At 70.7% G+C, this 16,346-nt stretch carries 17 protein-coding genes and 1 pseudogene; 11 read left to right on the top strand and 7 right to left on the bottom strand.

Annotated elements, in window-relative coordinates:
• The 6 genes from ABDW35_RS15910 to ABDW35_RS15885 all read left to right on the top strand — a co-directional run.
• Positions 1–760, top strand: a 760-nt coding sequence (locus ABDW35_RS15910; protein ID WP_343714858.1) for an EscD/YscD/HrpQ family type III secretion system periplasmic domain-containing protein, incomplete at its 5' end; no start/stop codon positions are given.
• A gap of 23 nt (positions 761–783) precedes the next feature.
• Positions 784–1,158 carry a hypothetical protein gene (locus ABDW35_RS15905; RefSeq protein WP_343714857.1) on the top strand — a complete coding sequence of 125 codons (375 nt, stop codon included), beginning with the start codon at positions 784–786 and terminating at the stop codon, positions 1,156–1,158.
• 5 nt (positions 1,159–1,163) lie between these two features.
• The gene (locus ABDW35_RS15900) at positions 1,164–1,508 is read left to right on the top strand and encodes a hypothetical protein (protein ID WP_343714856.1); all 345 of its coding nucleotides are present in this window, start codon (positions 1,164–1,166) and stop codon (positions 1,506–1,508) included.
• On the top strand, positions 1,505–3,607 hold the full coding sequence (gene sctV, locus ABDW35_RS15895; protein WP_343714855.1) for a type III secretion system export apparatus subunit SctV: 2,103 nt from the start codon (positions 1,505–1,507) through the stop codon (positions 3,605–3,607). The genes ABDW35_RS15900 and sctV overlap by 4 nt, the downstream gene beginning before the upstream one ends.
• An 8-nt stretch (positions 3,608–3,615) precedes the next feature.
• Positions 3,616–5,217 carry a pilus assembly protein N-terminal domain-containing protein gene (locus ABDW35_RS15890; RefSeq protein WP_343714854.1) on the top strand — a complete coding sequence of 534 codons (1,602 nt, stop codon included), beginning with the start codon at positions 3,616–3,618 and terminating at the stop codon, positions 5,215–5,217.
• Between the two features lie 8 nt (positions 5,218–5,225).
• Positions 5,226–5,912 (top strand): CpaD family pilus assembly lipoprotein, encoded by a 687-nt coding sequence (locus tag ABDW35_RS15885; protein ID WP_343714853.1) that lies wholly within the window; start codon positions 5,226–5,228, stop codon positions 5,910–5,912.
• Between the two features lie 21 nt (positions 5,913–5,933).
• Here the strand turns inward: ABDW35_RS15885 and ABDW35_RS15880 are convergent, their stop codons facing one another.
• On the bottom strand, positions 5,934–6,698 hold the full coding sequence (locus ABDW35_RS15880) for a tetratricopeptide repeat protein (protein WP_343714852.1): 765 nt from the start codon (positions 6,696–6,698) through the stop codon (positions 5,934–5,936).
• 181 nt (positions 6,699–6,879) lie between these two features.
• On the bottom strand, positions 6,880–7,476 hold the full coding sequence (locus ABDW35_RS15875) for a DUF882 domain-containing protein (RefSeq protein WP_343714851.1): 597 nt from the start codon (positions 7,474–7,476) through the stop codon (positions 6,880–6,882).
• A 210-nt stretch (positions 7,477–7,686) separates the two neighbouring features.
• On the opposite strand from ABDW35_RS15875, the gene ABDW35_RS15870 reads away from it, so the two are divergent.
• Positions 7,687–8,289, top strand: coding sequence for a CDP-alcohol phosphatidyltransferase family protein (locus tag ABDW35_RS15870; RefSeq protein WP_343714850.1), 603 nt, complete (start codon positions 7,687–7,689; stop codon positions 8,287–8,289).
• On the opposite strand, the gene ABDW35_RS15865 is transcribed toward ABDW35_RS15870, so the two are convergent.
• The 5 genes from ABDW35_RS15865 to aepX form a co-directional block, all read right to left on the bottom strand.
• Positions 8,280–8,705: a DUF2141 domain-containing protein gene (locus ABDW35_RS15865; protein WP_343714849.1), complete on the bottom strand. Its 426-nt coding sequence runs from the start codon at positions 8,703–8,705 to the stop codon at positions 8,280–8,282. The genes ABDW35_RS15870 and ABDW35_RS15865 overlap by 10 nt on opposite strands.
• Entirely contained in the window at positions 8,702–9,808 is a 1,107-nt protein-coding gene (locus ABDW35_RS15860; protein ID WP_343714848.1) for a 2-aminoethylphosphonate--pyruvate transaminase, read from the bottom strand. The genes ABDW35_RS15865 and ABDW35_RS15860 overlap by 4 nt, the downstream gene beginning before the upstream one ends.
• Positions 9,808–10,803, bottom strand: coding sequence for a lysylphosphatidylglycerol synthase domain-containing protein (locus ABDW35_RS15855; protein WP_343714847.1), 996 nt, complete (start codon positions 10,801–10,803; stop codon positions 9,808–9,810). The genes ABDW35_RS15860 and ABDW35_RS15855 overlap by 1 nt, the downstream gene beginning before the upstream one ends.
• Positions 10,800–11,972: a phosphonopyruvate decarboxylase gene (gene aepY / locus ABDW35_RS15850; protein WP_343714846.1), complete on the bottom strand. Its 1,173-nt coding sequence runs from the start codon at positions 11,970–11,972 to the stop codon at positions 10,800–10,802. The genes ABDW35_RS15855 and aepY overlap by 4 nt, the downstream gene beginning before the upstream one ends.
• 79 nt (positions 11,973–12,051) lie before the next feature.
• Positions 12,052–13,731: a phosphoenolpyruvate mutase gene (aepX, locus tag ABDW35_RS15845; protein WP_052120735.1), complete on the bottom strand. Its 1,680-nt coding sequence runs from the start codon at positions 13,729–13,731 to the stop codon at positions 12,052–12,054.
• 127 nt (positions 13,732–13,858) lie between these two features.
• Between aepX and ABDW35_RS15840 the strand changes: the two genes are divergently transcribed.
• The 4 genes and pseudogenes from ABDW35_RS15840 to ABDW35_RS15825 all read left to right on the top strand — a co-directional run.
• Positions 13,859–14,617: a phosphocholine cytidylyltransferase family protein gene (locus tag ABDW35_RS15840; protein WP_343714845.1), complete on the top strand. Its 759-nt coding sequence runs from the start codon at positions 13,859–13,861 to the stop codon at positions 14,615–14,617.
• Positions 14,618–14,619: 2 nt separating this feature from the next.
• Positions 14,620–15,405, top strand: coding sequence for a phytanoyl-CoA dioxygenase family protein (locus ABDW35_RS15835; RefSeq protein ID WP_343714844.1), 786 nt, complete (start codon positions 14,620–14,622; stop codon positions 15,403–15,405).
• 297 nt (positions 15,406–15,702) lie between these two features.
• Entirely contained in the window at positions 15,703–16,029 is a 327-nt protein-coding gene (locus ABDW35_RS15830) for a hypothetical protein (protein ID WP_343714843.1), read from the top strand.
• Positions 16,030–16,115: 86 nt separating this feature from the next.
• A pseudogene (locus ABDW35_RS15825) lies at positions 16,116–16,346 on the top strand (hypothetical protein); the annotation flags it as partial.

Genomic DNA, 16,346 nt, shown 5'->3' with positions numbered 1-16,346 from the left:
GAGCCGCGTGCGGGTCGAGCCGCTGGCCGGCACCGTCACCGTGCCGGGGCGGGCCGGCACGACCGAGCCCGGCGGGGCCCTGACCCTGCCGCTGCCGGCCGAGCTGACGCTCGGATCCTCCCGCATCGTGCTACGCAGCCCGGTGGAAGCGACCGTCGGCGGCTCGCGCCTGCGCGCGGTGACGGTCACGGCCGCGCTGCTCGTGATCCTGGGCGGGCTGTCCGGGATCGCGCTGTCGTCCGGGGGATCGGGCGGCGGCTCCGAGGTCCGGATGCCCGAGCAGGCTGCAACGCCCGAGACCGGCAGGCCGGCGGTGCAGACCGCGGCACTGGCGCCGGTCGTGCCGCGGCAGCAGACGCCGCAGGAGGCGCTGCAGTCGCGGATCGACGCCGCCCATCTCGACAGCGTGACCCTGAGCGCGAAGGGCAGCCGCATCGTCGCCACCGGCCGGCTGTCGCCGGAGGAGATGGCGCAGTGGCGCGAGATCCAGGCCTGGTTCGACCGCACCTTCGCCTCCTCGGCCCTGCTGGCGTCGGAGGTGGCGACCGGGGCCGGCAGCAGCGCGCCGGAGATCGTGATCCAGGCGGTTTGGACCGGCGACAACCCCTATCTGATCACCCACACCGGCTCGAAATACTTCGAGGGGGCGGATCTCGGCGGCGGCTGGTCGGTCGACAAGATCCGGTCCGACGCCGTCACCCTGCGCAGCCGGAGCGGGCAGAGCTTCGTGATGGTCCTGACCGACCCCGCCAAGCCTTAGGACGCCGGGGAAGGGGGAACGAGATGACGACGATTCAGTCCCGCACCGAACCGCTCGACGGCGTCAGGGCCGGCCCGCAGCCCGACGGGATCAGCACCGGGCGGCCCGTGACCTCCGCCGGCATGCCGGCGGCGCGCCGGGCCGGCTCGGTCCGCGGCCGGCGCGACCGCACCTCCCGGCTGCGGGAGGAGATGCTGGACTATATCCGCCCGGCCACGGCGTCGGGCCTCCATGCCGCCCCCGGCGCCCAGGCCGAGACCCTGGCCGACATCCTCGACCTGCTGCAGGCGGAGGCGCCGGAGGACCGGCTGGCCCGCTGGGGCAGCGCCGTGCTGCTGCAGGAGCTGCGCAAGCACGACCTGCTGCGCGCGCGGCTGAACGACCTGATCAGCGGGTGACGCGGATGAATTCGGTCCAGCGCGACACCCTGCACCAGCTCGTCTTCGACTATCTGCGGCACGGCCAGAACCGCCGGGCGCTGGCCCTGGCGATGCTGCTGGCCTCGCGCGGCAGCGAGGAGGGCGGGGCCGACCCGGCGGCGCTGCGGGCGCTGGCCGTCGCCCTGCTCGCGGTCGGCCGCCCCGGCCAGGCGATCGAGGTGCTGGACCGGCTCGACCGGGCGGAGCCGCCGGCCGCGGCGCGGCACCTGCTGCGCAGCCGGGCGCTGCACCAGCTCGGCGAGATCGAGGCGGCGCGGCGCGCCTTCCGCGACTATCTCGACGCCCCCGACCGGCGGGTGGCGGCATGACGACGGCCCGCGCCCGCAACCGCAGCTGGCAATCGGCCCTGGCGGCCGCGGCCGGACGGCAGGACCTGATGATCGTGGCCCTGCTGGTCGCGACCATCCTGCTGATGATCCTGCCGCTGCCGACCCTGCTGGTCGACGCGCTGATCGCCTGCAACATGACCTTCGCGGTCCTGCTGCTGATGGTGGCGGTCTATCTGCGCAGCCCGCTCGAGCTGTCGGTGCTGCCCTCGGTGATCCTGATCGCCACGGTGTTCCGGCTGGCGCTGTCGATCGGCGTCACCCGCCTGATCCTGATGCAGGCCGATGCCGGTGCGATCATCCAGACCTTCGGCGAGTTCGTGATCGGCGGCAGCCTGGCCATCGGCCTGGTGATCTTCCTGATCATCACCGTGGTCCAGTTCGTGGTGGTGGTGAAGGGCGCCGAGCGCGTGGCCGAAGTGGCGGCCCGCTTCACCCTCGACGCGCTGCCCGGCAAGCAGATGAGCATCGACGGCGAGCTGCGCGCCGGCGACATCGACCTGGCCGAGGCGACCCGCCGCCGCCAGACGCTGGAGAAGGAAAGCCAGCTCTACGGCGCCATGGACGGCGCCATGAAGTTCGTGAAGGGCGACGCCATCGCCGGCCTGATCATCGTCGCGGTCAACCTGATCGGCGGCCTTGCCGTCGGCATGCTGCAGCACGGCATGTCGCTGGGCCAGGCGATGCATGTCTATTCGCTGCTGACCATCGGCGACGGGCTGGTGTCGCAGATCCCGGCGCTGTTCGTCGCCATCACCTCCGGCACCATCGTCACCCGCGTCACCACGTCGGAGAGCCGCAACCTCGGCGCCGACATCGCCCACCAGATCGGCGCCAACCCGACGGCGCTGCTGATGGCTGCGGGCGTGGTGGCGCTGCTCGGTTTCATCCCGGGCTTCCCGACCGTGATCTTCCTGGCCATCGCCGCGGCCATGGCCGGCGGCGTGCTGCTGCGCCGCCGCCGCGCCCTGCGCGAGGCGGGAGCCGCGGCGGAGGAGGCGGTCGCCGACCCGGCGGCGGACGAGACCGTGACCTTGCATTTCGGCGCCGACCTCGCGGCCGGGCTGGGCCGGGCCCGGGCCGAGCAGCTGGCGCAGGAGACGGCGGAGGAGCTGGCGCAGACGCTGGGCGTGCCGTTCCCGGCCGGCCGCGTCGGGCCCGGCGGGGCGCTGCCCGCGGACGGGTTCCGCATCGACATCGACGGCGTCCCGGTCGAGGCCGGGACGGCGCGGCCGGGCCGGATCCTGCTGCGCGACGACCCGATGCATCTCGACCTGCTCGGCCTCGCCGCCGACACCAGCGAGGGGCCCGGCGGCAAGGTGCAGCACTGGGTCGACGCCCGGCACGAGGCGACCCTGGCCGAGGCCGGGATCGGCCACGCCACGGCGGAGGAGATCGTGGCCGAGGCGCTGACCCGCGCGCTGCGCCGCTACGCTCCGCATTTCCTCGGCATCCAGGAGACCATGACCTTCCTCAAGGGCATCGAGGCAACGCGCGGCGACCTGGTGCGCGAGGCGCAGCGGAACCTGTCGGTCAACCAGATCGCCGACGTGTTCCGCCGGCTGCTGGAAGAGGGCATCTCGCTGCGCAACCACCGGCTGGTGCTGGAGACGCTGGCCGAATGGGGCCAGAAGGAGCAGGACGTCGTCCTGCTGGCCGAGTATGTCCGCGGCGGGCTGAAGCGCCAGATCTGCCATGCCCATGCCGACGACCGGAAGGTCATCCACGCGCTGATCCTGGAGCGCGGCGCCGAGGAGGTGGTGCGCCAGTCGATCCGGCAGACCACGGTCGGCGCCTATCTGGCGCTGCCCGAGGGGCAGGCCGAGGAGCTGGTCGACACCATTCGCGGCCATCTCGGCCGGGTCGTCGCCGGCGGCCGGCCGCCGGTGATCCTGACCGCGCTCGATACAAGACGCTTCCTGCGCCAGACCCTGGCCCGGAACCAGGTCGAGGCGGTGGTGCTGTCCTATGCCGAGATCGCGCCGGACTACACGGTGCAGCCGGTGGCGGTGGTCCGGCTGACCGGCCGCCGCAACCGCCAGGATGCCGAGGCCGGGCTCGACCGGGCCGCCGCGGAGTGAGGGGGACAATGGACGGATCACGATCCCTGGCCCGATTGTGTCATGCGCTCGCCGCCACGGTTCTCCTGACCGCCGCCGCCGCCGGTGGTGTTCCGCCCGCCCTGGCCCAGGACGTGCCGGGCATGACGGTGCAGCCGCTGCCGCCCCAGGCGCAGGCGGCGCCGGTCGCCCCCGGCGAGACGACGGTAACGCCGACCGAGGACGTCACGGCGATGCGCGCCCCGGCGACGCAGCCCAAGATCGTCACCCTGCCGCCGGGCGCGCCGGCCGAGCCGCCGCCCCGGTCGACGCCGGCGATGCAGCCGGCGCCGAACCAGCCGGGCGCGCAGGCCCCGATGATGCAGGTCCAGCCGGCGCCGCCGCGGCAGGCGCAGCCGGGCCTGACCCCCAGCCGGTCGCTGATAGAGATGAAGGTGGGGCAGGGCAACCTGCTGACCTTCGCCTTGCCGGTGCAGACCGTGCTGGTGGCCAACCCGAATGTGCTCGATGTCGAGATGGTGTCCGCCCGCTCGGCCTATATCTACGGCGTGTCGTCCGGCACCACCAACCTGTTCGCGCTCAGCAGCGCCGACCAGGTGGTGGCGGCCGCCAATGTCCGGGTCAGCCAGGACGCGGCGGCGGCGCAGCGCGAGATGATGCAGGTTGCCCCGGCCTCTGGCGGCCAGATGGGCTACATCCAGGACCGTCCGGTGACCACCGGGACGGTGGCCGATCTCGGCAGCGCCATGAAGCTGGACGCCCTGGCCCAGCAGCTCGGCAGCAATGCCGGCGGGTCGATGAACCTGAACACGATCCAGGGGTCGCAGCAGGTCGGCATCCGCGTCCGCTTCGCCGAAGTCCAGCGCACCGCGGTGGAGAATCTGGGCGTCAACTGGCAGGCGATGTTCGACATCGGCAAGTTCAACATCGGCCTGGTCAGCGGCGGCTTCCCGCCGGCGCTCGGGGCGGCCGGCACCGCCATCGCCGGCTATCACAGCGGCGGCAACAATGTCGATGCGGTGATCGACGCGCTGCAGCGGGAAGGGCTGGTCAGCATCCTGGCCGAGCCGACCCTGACCGCGGTCAGCGGCGAGTCGGCGAACTTCCTGGCCGGCGGCGAGTTCCCGATCCCGGTGCCGCAGGGCAACCAGACCGTGACGGTCGAATACAAGCAGTTCGGCGTGTCGCTGTCCTTCGTCCCGACCGTGTTGCCGGGCGAGCGCATCGCCATGCGGGTGAAGCCGGAGGTCAGCGAGTTGAGCGACGACGCCCGGGTCGAGAGCGACGGCATCTCGGTGCCGTCGCTCATCGTGCGCCGGGCCGAGACCACGATCGAGCTGGCCTCGGGCCAGACCTTTGCCCTGGCCGGCATGTTCCAGCGCAACATGTCGAACTCCGCCGACAAGATCCCGGTGCTCGGCGACGTGCCGATCCTCGGCAAGCTGTTCCAGTCGAGCCGGTACAAGCGCAACGAGACCGAGCTGGTGATCCTGATCACCCCGTATCTGATGAAGCCGGCGGAGAACCCGCAGGCGGTGGCGGTGCCGCAGCAGCGCACCGCGCCGACCGTGCGGCGGGTGCGCCAATCCCCCTCCATGACCGGCGGCAGCGCCGGCTTCGTGCTCGAATAGGACGCGCCATGAGGTTCCCGATCCAGCATCTCGCGGCCATCGCCCTGGCCGGCACCCTGGCCGCCTGCGAGCGCAAGTTCCCGGACTGGCCGGAGGACGGCTACACCACCCTGTCGACGCCGGTGGCCCATCCGGTGCTGTTCGCGCCCCAAGCCTCGAGCCTGAGCGCGACCGAGCGCACCCGGCTGGTCGAGTTCGTGCGCGGCGCTGGCCTCGCCCCCGGCTCCAGCGTCACCGTCGCGGCCGGCGGCCCGCGGGCGGCGGCGCGGCAGGAGGCGGTGGCGGCGGTGCTGCGCGGCACCGGCCGCTACAGCATCTCGCTGGTCAACGACCCCTCCGCCACGGATACGGTGCAGGTGGCGGCGGCCGGGCAGCAGGCGCTGTGGCCGAAGCGCTGCATGAATCCGGACGGCTCGCTGCCGGAGGATCTGCCGATGGGCTGCGCCAACGACCTGAACCTGGCGCTGCAGGTCGAGCGCAAGAGCGACCTGTTCCAGGGGCGCCAGATGGGGCCGGCCTTCGCCAACCCGTCCGTCCGCGCGGCCGAGCGCTACCTGCAGCTGGACGGCAGCGACAGGACCGATACCGACACCGATGCCCATAACAAGCGCAGCCAGGCGGGCATGGTGCTGCCGCCGCCGTCGTCGGGGACCGGCAACGCCACCACCGACATCTCCGGCGGCGGCGCGCCCTGAAACCGCCGCCGGCGGCGAGGCTCAGCCGATCGTGCCGATCGCCTGGGCTCGTCGCACCGGGTCCTTGATGCCGCGGATCCGCCGCGCCGCGTTGAGGAGGTTGCGTGCCTCCTTGGCCGACAGGGCCGCCTCGGCGACCTTGCGCGCCTCCTGGGTCTTGCCGTCCATGGCCAGCACCAGCGCCAGGTTGCGCTGCTGCACGGCGGTGGCGTCGGGCGCGGCGGCCGCCTCCCGCATCACCTGCACCGCCTCGCCGGTGTTGCCGGCCAGGGCGTAGGACAAAGCGAGGTTGGTCTTCAAGCTGACATTGCTCGGCGCCTTGAGCAGCGCCTTCTGATACAGGCCCTGGGCCTCCTGCGGCCGGCCCAGGAGGGCCAGCGCGGTGCCCTTGGCCAGGATGGTCGACACGTCGTCCGGCTTGCGGGCCAGCGCCTGGTCCAGCACCGCGATCGCTTCCTGCGGCTTGCCCTGAGCCAGCTGCACCTTGCCCAGGCCGCGCAGGGCGTCGGCGTTGGTCGGCTCCACCGCCAGGGCGGCGTGGTAGTAGCTGGCGGCCCGCGCCGGGTCGCCGGCCTGCAGCGTGGCGTCGCCCAGCTTGATCATCGGCTGCGGGTTGCTGGGATCCTCGGTCGCGGCGCGCTGGTAGAAGGTCATCGCCGTTTCGGGATCGCCCGCGGCGCGGATGTTATCGCCCATCCGCAGCAGCGAGGTCGTCTGCGATTCGCCGCAACCCACGACGATTAGGGAAGCGGCGAGGATGGCGGCGCGGGTGAACGGGAACGGCATGGCGGCGGGCTCTCCCCTTGAAATGCAGGGTTTGGTGCGCCTGAGACGGGCGCGCCTGCGCGGTCACGCATGGCTGAACCATGGATAGAATGATCGCATCGCCGCGTCGACCCTGCGATTGGGAATCGCATCCGGCCCGCGCCGATTGTCACCGGGCCGTCACCGCCTCGCGGCGGGGCGCTCAGCCGTGCCAGGTGCGCAGGTTGCCGGAATCGATGTGGGTGAAGCCCGGATACTGGCCGACGCCGCCGATCTGCAGGGCCAGGGCGCAGCCGACCAGCTGGCTGGGCGGCACCTTCTCGAAGGTCAGGTCGATCGCCCGGCCGGCCATGTGCAGCGAGTTGCGGGCCGTTCCCTCCAGCGAGGAGTTGGTCTTCAGCGTGCGGTAGCCGGAATTGATCGTCGCCCGGCCGCTGAAGCCCGCGCGCTGGGCCACGGTGCGGATCACCGCCAGGGCCCAGAACAGCCGCGGATCCATCTGCACCACCGCGCCCTGGCGCCAGTCCCGCAGGAACCAGTCGAGCTTCTGCAGCTCGGCGACATCATAGCCGTCGGGGCCGTAGAACCGGCCGACATAGGTCTCGCCAGTGTGGGCGTGGCCGAGCTCGAGATACGGCTCGACCCGATTGTGGACCTCGTCCAGCAGCGAGCCGGGGCGCGCCGCGGGCGGCAGGGCGTAGGCGGCCGGTCCGGCCAAGGCGATGCCACCGACCACGCCGAGGGCGGCGCGGCGCGTGAGAACTGGCCCCAGGGGCCGGGAGGGAATGGGCGCACTCATGCGAAGACAGCCTCGGCAGGCGACGAAACCCAGCGCGACGTCTATATCATGTCGCAGGACTGAAGACGGATTGCAATCGCGACGGCGTGAAAGGCGCGTGGCGGCTGCGACGCAGGCATGCCGAGACCGTTGCCTTACATTCGGCATGATGGTCTAGAAAACAGGACGGATCGGAGCCAAGCGGACGACCGCGGAGACGACAGAGACAGGATGAGCCACGATACCCTGATCCACCGTATCGTCCGGCCGGCCGTCCGGCGGATCGCGCCGACCGGCGTCACACCGAACCAGCTGACCACCGTGCGGCTGGCCACCGGCGTGGCGGCGGCGGCGGGATTCGCCTGCGGCGGGGCCTGGGCCGATCTGGGTGGGATCATGTTCCTGCTGTCGATGCTGTTCGACCGCGCCGATGGCGAACTGGCGCGGCAGACCGGGCAGATGAGCCCGGGCGGGCACCGCTACGATCTGTGCGTCGACTGCCTGTGCGACGCGATCGCCTTCATCGGCATCGGCATCGGGCTGGCCCGCGCCGGCCTCGGGCTGCCCCCCGTCCTGCTCGGCGCCGCGGCGGGCATCGGCATCGGCGTGCTGTTCTGGCAGCTGAACGTGACCAAGGTGATCGAGCTGTCGCGCTACGCCATGCGCCATCGCGGTGTGGTGGTCGACCCCGACGACGCCCTGGCCCTGGTGCCGGTCTTCGTCTGGCTGGGCTTGGCCTGGCCGATGCTGATCGCGGCGGCGGTGATCACACCGGCCGGCGCGGCCTGGCTCGGGATGCTGGCGCGGCGGCCAAAGCCCGCGATTCAGAAATAGCGCAGCCGGAGGGTGATCCGCGTTCCCTGGGGGCTGACGGTGAAGGCGGCGTCCTTGAAGTCGGGCGGCGCGAAGAAATAGGAGGGGTCGCGCGAGAAGGCGACGCCTTCCTCCGGCACGCCCAGCAGGTTGCGGTCGATCTTGTGGTTGTCGTTGACGTCCTGGTAGCCCTGCGCCGCATAGACGCCCGGGGCGACGTTGGGAATGACCACGGTCGCCTGCGGCACCGTGGCCGGGGCGGTGCCGCTATAGGGGCAGTCATCCCCCAGAAACTTCTCCTGCGGGCACAGCGACATCCGGATCGTGCCCTTGTCTTCCTTGATGTTGCCCACGACGATCTGGACCGTCCCCGCCGAGGCGGTGGCGGCGCCGAGCGCGAGCCAGGCGAAGGCGAGAAGGGGGGCGGCGGTCTTCATCGGCGCATCTCCGACAGTGTGTCCTCGATGGCAACGAGCAGAGACTGGAAATCGTTGCGGTCGAGGGCGCCGATGCAGCCGATGCGGAAGCTGTCGGCCCGGGTCAGCTTGCCTGGATAGATCAGGAAGCCGCGCGCGGCCAGCGCCTCGTAGAACGGCTCGAAGACGAAGCGCGGGTCGTCCAGCGGATGGAAGGTTGCGATGATCGGCGCCTGCACCGCGGGGTCCAGGAACAGGCGGAAACCCAGCCGCGCCATGCCGGCCGCCAGCGTGTCGAAATTGTCCTGGTAGCGGCGCAGCCGGGCAGCGGGACCGCCTTCGGCCTCCAACAGGTGCAGCGCCTCGACCAGCGCGGCCACCACCTGCACCGGCGGGGTGAAGCGCCACTGGCCGTTGCCTTCGAAACCGCGCCACTGGTCGTGCAAGTCCAGGCTGGTCGACGGGCTGTTGCCCTTCGCCGCCGCGATCGCCTGCCGCTCGACCAGGGCGAAGCCCAGGCCGGGCACGCCTTCCAGCCCCTTGTTGCTGGAGGCCAGCACCGCCGCGGCCGGCGTGGTCGAGAGGTCGATCGGCAGCGCGCCGAAGCTGCTCATCGCATCCAGGATCAGCGGCCGGCCGTGCCGGGCCACGATCTCAGCCACCTTCTCGAACGGGTTGAGGATGCCCGAGGTGGTCTCGCAATGGACCAGCGCGACATGGGTGATCGAAGGATCGGCCGCCAGCGCCGCGTCGACCCGCTCCGGCTCCACCGGCCGGTACTCCGGCCAGCGCAGGGCCTCGACCGACCGGCCCAGGCGGGTGGCGATGGCAACCATGCGCTCGCCATAGGACCCGTTGGCCAGCACCAGCAGCTTGCCCGTGGCGGGCAGCAGCGTGGCGATCGCCGCTTCGACGATGAAGGTGCCGCTGCCCTGCAGCGGGATGGCGACATGGCTGGCCTCGCCTCCCGCGACGGCCAGCAGGCGCTGCCGCAGCTCCGCCGTCAGGGCGATGAAGGCGCGGTCGCGCGAGCCCCAGTCGCGCAGCATGGCGCGGCGGGTCTCGATCCGGGTGGTCAGCGGCCCGGGGGTCAGCAGGGCCGGATCTTCGGCGGACCAGGGCATCACGAGGCCTCCGAGGCGCGGGCGCGGCGGCGCCGGGCCAGGTGCCGGCCTTCCATGGCCTGCCAGGCCATCAGGCCCGGCACGCCCAGCGCGATCTCGCGGATGCGGCGGATCAGCGCCATCGCCACCGCGCTGTGCGGCGGGATGCCCAGCAGGCCGCAGATGACGATGAAGCCGCCCTCCTGGACGCCCAGCGCGCCGGGCACCAGCACGCCGGCGATGCGGACGGCCTGGGCCAGGCTCTCGATGATCACCGCGTCGCGCAGGCTGGGCTCGAGGCCCAGCGCCCACAGCGTCGCCCAGATCTCCAGGCAGCCCAGCAGCCAGGAGACCAGGTGGTGGCCGCCCGAGGTCCAGACCCGGCGGGCATGGTCGCCGTACAGCGACACGATCGAATCGTGCAGGCCGGAGACCTCGCCCAGCGACTCCCAGCCGAACTTGTCGGCCAGGCGGATCAGCCCGCGCTCCAGCACCTTGAACATGCCGAAACGCTGGGCGCCGATGAACAGCACCACCAGTACCAGGCCGACGCCGGCCCCGGCGATGATCCAGGGCGTCATGGCGCCGTCATGGGCGCCGAGGAACAGCAGCACCAGGCCGAAGACGGTGAACACCACCTGGCTGGCCATCTGCGTCGTCAGGTCGACGACGATGGCGGCGCCGGACCGGTTCAGCGGCACGCCGCGCATCGCCAGCAGCCGGGCGGTGATCAGCTCGCCGCCGATCTGCGCCACCGGCAGCAGCGAGTTGATCGCCTCGCGGATCCAGCGCAGCCGGATGAAGAAGGTCAAAGGCGGCACCGGCCGCTCCGGCACCAGCACGCGCCAGCCGAGCGAGGAGAACAGGAACTGCGGGAAGTGCAGGGCGATGACGGCCAGGATGCCCCAGCCGGCGCCGGTCAGGGCGGCCCAGATCTCGGCGGCGCCGGTCAGCCAGACCAGCACGACCGCGACCGCCAGGCCGACGGCAATCCCGATGCAGGCGGGCCATTTCATGATGCGGCGACGGCGTCCATTGCGGCCGGGCGCAGGCCGACGAGGAAATCCCGGAAGCGGCGGGCGACATCGGCCGGGCCGACGGTCGGCCGGCCCAGCTTGTCCATCGAGCCCGGCGCGATGCGGACATGGATCAGCGCCGGACGCGGCGCCTCGGACGCGGCGCGGAACGCGGCCTCGAACCCGTCCAGGCTGGCGCAGGAGGCGGCGAACTGATAGCCGCAGGCCAGGGCCACCGCGGCGAAGTCGACCGAGGCGGAGACCGTGGCCTGGCCGCCGGTCGAGTCATGCACGCCGTTGTCGAGCAGGATGTGGATCAGGTTGCCCGGCGCCTGGGCGCCGATGGTGGCGAAGGTGCCCAGCTTCATCAGCGCCGCGCCGTCGCCATCCAGCACCACGACCGGCGCCTGGGTGTTCAGCGCCACGCCCAGCGCCATGCCCGAGGCGCCGCCCATCGACCCGACCTGATAGATGTGCTGCTTCCGGTCGGCCAGGGTGAACAGCTCGCGTCCGGCCTTGCCGGTGGTGGCGACCACGGCGGTGCGCTCGTCGGTCAGGGCCAGGAACCGCTCCAGCACCGCGGCTCGGGTCGGGCGCGGCCCGGCCTCGGGCCAGTCGGCGCGGCGGCCGGGGCGGGGCAAGGGGGCCGGGGCCGCCTGCAAATCCTCGTCCCGGACATCGCCCTTCTTCATCACGAAGGCATAGGGCAGGCCGGTCTCGTCCATCCGGGCCGCGGCCCAGTCCAGCGCCGGGCCCAGCGCCTCGGGCACGGCCGGGAACTCCGCCTGCGGCACCTCGATCAGCTCCAGCAGGTCCTGGGTGATGCGGCCCATCACCTCGTGCTGCGGCTCGTCCGGCTGGCCGGGCTGGCCGCGCCAGGTGGTGACGAACAGGGTCGGGATGCGGAACGGCGCGTTCAGCGAGGTCAGCGGGTTGACCGCGTTGCCCAGGCCGGAGTTTTGGCACATGACGACCGTCTTGCGCCCGGCCAGCCAGGCGCCGGCGGCGATCGCCACCGCCTCGCCCTCGCTGGCGGCGCCGACATAGGTCAGGGCCCTGCTCGACAGCACGCCGTTGATCAGCGGGGTCAGGAAGCTGCACGGGACCCCGGTGTAGAAGTCGTGGCCGCGCGCCTTCGCCGCTGCGATGAACTCGTCTGCGGTGATCATGCCGGTTCTTGTAGAATGCGACGGCCCGGGAGGGAAGCGGCGCGCAGACGCATGGCAGGGTCGCGCGCCGCGGTTCCGACTAGGTAAAATTGCGCGCGTCGGCCAGATCGCTCAGCGTGTCGACATCCAGCCAATGGGCGGTGAAGTACTGCACCACCACCGGATGCCGGGCGGCCAGGCGGGTCAGCAGCAGCGGCAGGTCGGCCGTCTCCAGCAGCCCCTCGGCCTCGATCCGGTCGATCTCCTCGCGCAGCCAGACCGAGCCCTGGGCGCTGAACCGGGCCAGGCCGATCCATTCGCCGCTGACCTCGCCGGCCGGGATCGACTCGGACATCGACTTCAGATGCACCGGCGTGTCGTCCAGGTAGCTGCCGGAATAAGGGCGGTCGGCGGCGACCAGGTCGCGCAGGGTCTTCTTGGCCTGCTTGACCGACAGGCTCATGGCGTCGACCGCCAGGACGATGTCGCCCTCGCTCGACATCAGCCCGTCCAGGATGTAGCGGCGGAACAGCACGTCGCCATAGGCCACCACCGTCTCGCCCTCCAGCGCCTTGCGCGCCTGGGCCAGGGAGTAGACCTCGCCGGTCTCGTCATAGCGGTCGTTGTCCACCGTCTTGATACCCGGCACCACCACGGCTTCCTTGCGGTAGCCGCGCACCACGGTGACGTCCTTCAGCCCGCTGCCGCCGAGGGTCGAGACCAGGCGCTGCAGCAGCGACTGGCCGCGCACGTCGATCATGCATTTCGGCTGGTCGCGGGTCAGCTCGTCGCCCAGGTCGCCGCGCGACGCGGCCAGCACCACGGCCTTCGGCGCCGCCTTGCCCGGCAGATAGCGCCGCTCCGCCGCCTCCAGCTCGGCATTGCCGACCAGGGCGAAGATGTCGCGGACGCTGGCCACCCGGCCCTCGACCTCGCGCAGCGACTGGTCCTCGAAGATCTGCTTGGCGGTCTCGCGCATCGCCGTGATCGAGGAGCGCAGCAGGTGGTTGGCCCAGATCACCGTCGAGATGCCGGCCTGGCGGAACAGGTCGGTCGAGGTGGCGTAATACATGGTCGGCACGATCACCACCGGCGACCGGTTGGCCCAGCGCTCGGTGAACTCGAAGATCTCGTTGGCGGTCGACTTCTTGGAGTGGATCAGCACGGCGTCGGCGCCGGCGGCGTGGTAGGCCTCGGCCCGGCGCAGCGCCTCCTCCATGCCGCGGCCGGAGATCAGCGCCTCGATCCGCGCCACCAGCACGAAGTCGTCATCGGTCTGGCTGTCCTTGCCGGCCTTGATGCGGCCGCAGAACTCCTCGATCTCGGCCAGAGGCTGCGCCTCGCCGATGAAGGAGTTGGTCTTCGGGAACAGCTTGTCCTCGATGCAGACGCCGGCGATCCGCCGCTCGCACAGCTTGCGCACCAGGCGGCGGACATTGTTGAAGTTGCCGTAGCCGGTGTCGCCGTCAACCAGGATCGGCAGCGTGGTCGCATCGGCCATGTATTCGAGCACGTCCAGCACCTGCGTCCACGACGCCTCGTTGCTGTCGCGCAGGCCCAGGCTGGCCGAGTTGGTCAGGCCGGAGGCCCAGATGCCGCGGAACCCGGCCTCCTCGACGATCTTGGCGGAGAGGCCGTTATGCGCCTCCATCAGGAAGGAGAGGGTGGGGGAGAAGATCTCCTCGCGCAGCGCCGCGAACACCGTCTTCGGGCGGTCGGCCTTGGCCGAGGAACCGCTGCCGGTCGAGCCCGCCGCGGCGGTGTCTTCCAAGGCCTTCATCGCTTCTTCACTCATGAAACCGGATGTCCGGGTTGCGGAATCTCGGCCGCCCGACGCCTTGCCGGGCCGGCAATTCGGCCTGTATCTTCGTTCGACTTCAGAAAAATGCAACCGGAGCATCACGGCCTTGTCATACTCCGATAGGCGGGCAGCCACCGCGATCATCCTCGCGGCCGGGGTCGGCCGGCGCCTGGGAACGGCCGCCGGCGGGCCGAAGATCCTGCTCCAGTTCGGTGGAAAGTCGCTGCTGGAACGGCATATTGCCGCGCTCCACGCCAACGGGGTCGAGGACATCTCGATCACCATCGGCCATGAGGGCGACTCGATCCGGCGCGAGATCGACCGGCTCGGCCTCGGCGGCCGCGTCAGCTTCGTCGAGAACCCGCGCTACCGCGAGGGCAGTCTGGTCTCGCTGTGGGTCCAGCGCGAGCGGCTGGCCACAGGCGCGCCGGTGGTGCTGATGGATGGCGACGTGCTGTACCCGGCGCCGATGATCGGCCGCCTCCTGGACGGTGCGGCAGAGAACGTGCTGCTGGTCGACCGCGAGATCGAGCCGGGCGACGAGCCGGTGAAGATCTGCTTCCGCGGCGACACCATCGTCGATTTCCGCAAGAAGCCCGAGCACGCGCATGACTGGCACGGCGAGTCGGTCGGCTTCTTCCGCTTCTCGCCCGACATGGCGCGTGCGCTCGGCGACCGCACCGACTGGTATGTCCACGAGGGCATCACCACTGTTGAGTACGAGGAAGCGATCCGCGACCTGATCCTGGCGCATCCAAGCCGGTTCGGCGTGGCGGATATCAGCGACCTACCCTGGACCGAGATCGATTTCGACGTGGATGTGGCCCGCGCGCAGCGGGAGATCCTGCCGCAGCTGGAGCAGTGAGAATGCCCGATTCCGTGAACCCCGGCGTCGCCGGCCCGCTGTCTGCCGAGGACCTCGCGGCCTATGCGCGCACCGGCTGGGTCGCCGCCCGCGGCTTCTTCGACGCCGCCGAGACCGCGGCGATCACGCGCTGGACCGAGGAGCTCAGCGCCATGCCCGAGGAGCCGGGCAAGCACATGGTCTATTACGAGCCGAGCCTGCTCGACCCGTCCAAGCGGGTGGTGCAGCGGATCGAGAATTTCTGCCCCTACCATGCCCAATTCGACGGGCTGGTCCGGCACGGCCGGCTGTTCCAGGCGGTGGAGCAGCTGCTGGAGGCACCGTCCTGCCTCTACAAGGAGAAGATCAACTTCAAGATGGCGGGCGGCGCCGGCTTCGAGCCGCACCAGGATCAGCAGGCCGGCTGGTCGCGCTACGCGCCCATTTTCCTGACCGTGATGGTCTCGGTCGACCGCGCCACGGTCGAGAATGGCTGCCTCGAGATGGCGGACATGCCGCGCCTCACCGGGCTGATCGGCGAGGAGTGGAAGCCGCTGACCGACGAGCAGATGGCCAGCTTCAAGCTGGTGCCGGTGCCGACCGAGCCGGGCGACGTGCTGTTCTTCGACAGCTACGCCCCGCATGCGTCGAAGCCGAACCTCACCGACAAGGCCCGGCGCATCCTGTACCTGACCTACAACCGCCTGGCCGATGGCGACCACCGCGAGCGGTATTTCGCCGAGAAGCGCGCCAACTTCCCGCCCGACATCGAGCGGCAGCCGGGCAAGGAGTACAAGTTCCGGGTGTGACGGGGCGGTCGCCGCTTCCCCTTCCTGTCATTGCCGAGCTTGACCCGCGGCTGCCCGGTTGAGCTTTTCTGGGCTGTGGAGAGAGTCTCTGATCTCAATTTTTATTGTCATTGCCGGGCTTGACCCGGCAATCCAGGGGCCACCGAGAGCGGTTCTTGAAAGCCCCTGGATCCTCGGGTCAAGCCCGAGGATGACAATAAAATAGAAGAAGCCCGGATTAAGCGCGCTTCGGTTGCTATCTTCGCTGAACCGGACACCCGTGGGATCGAGCCCGGGCACGACACTGAGGGGCCTCCCATGCTCGACCGCCTGAAGGATCAGTTCGAGGACGCGTCCCGCCGTTATGCCGAGGCCAACGGCGTGCGGCGCGACCCCGACTGGTTCCTGCTCAAGTTGCAGGAGGAGCTGGGCGAGCTGACCCAGGTCTGGAACAAGCTCACCGGCCGCGGCCGCATGCATGGCCGGCCTGATGGGGAGCTGCGGCAGGCGCTGGCCGACGAGACCGCCGATGTGCTGGGCCACATCCTGCTGTTCGCCCGGGCGAACGGGATCGACCTGGCCGGGGCGGTGGAACGGAAATGGCGGTTCCGGCCGGGCGGAGAGGACGAGAAGGTCCGCGGATAGAACAGTCTGTTTCCAATCAGACGATTGACCGGCCGGGCGCGGTGGCCATCTCTGCGGTGACTTTGCTTCCTGACCCAGGGATTGCCATGGCCCAGCCTCTCGAACTCGGACTCGACACTTTCGGCGACGTGACCGCCGGGCCGGACGGCGCCCTGCTGCCGCATGGCCAGGTGCTGCGGAACGTGGTCGAGGAGGCGGTGCTGGCCGACCAGCTGGGACCAGGCCGAATGGGAAGCAGCACGGTTACTTATGTTGAAAGCAACATGGATGGCCGACAACAAAAAACCAAACTCAAAAGAAGCTTCCATTGCCAAAGC

It is taken from the genome of Inquilinus sp. (assembly GCF_039594555.1).
In the GTDB taxonomy this organism is placed as follows: Bacteria; Pseudomonadota; Alphaproteobacteria; order DSM-16000; family Inquilinaceae; genus Inquilinus.
Note: the sequence above shows the minus strand (reverse complement) of the source record. Positions and strands in the feature narration are given on the sequence as shown.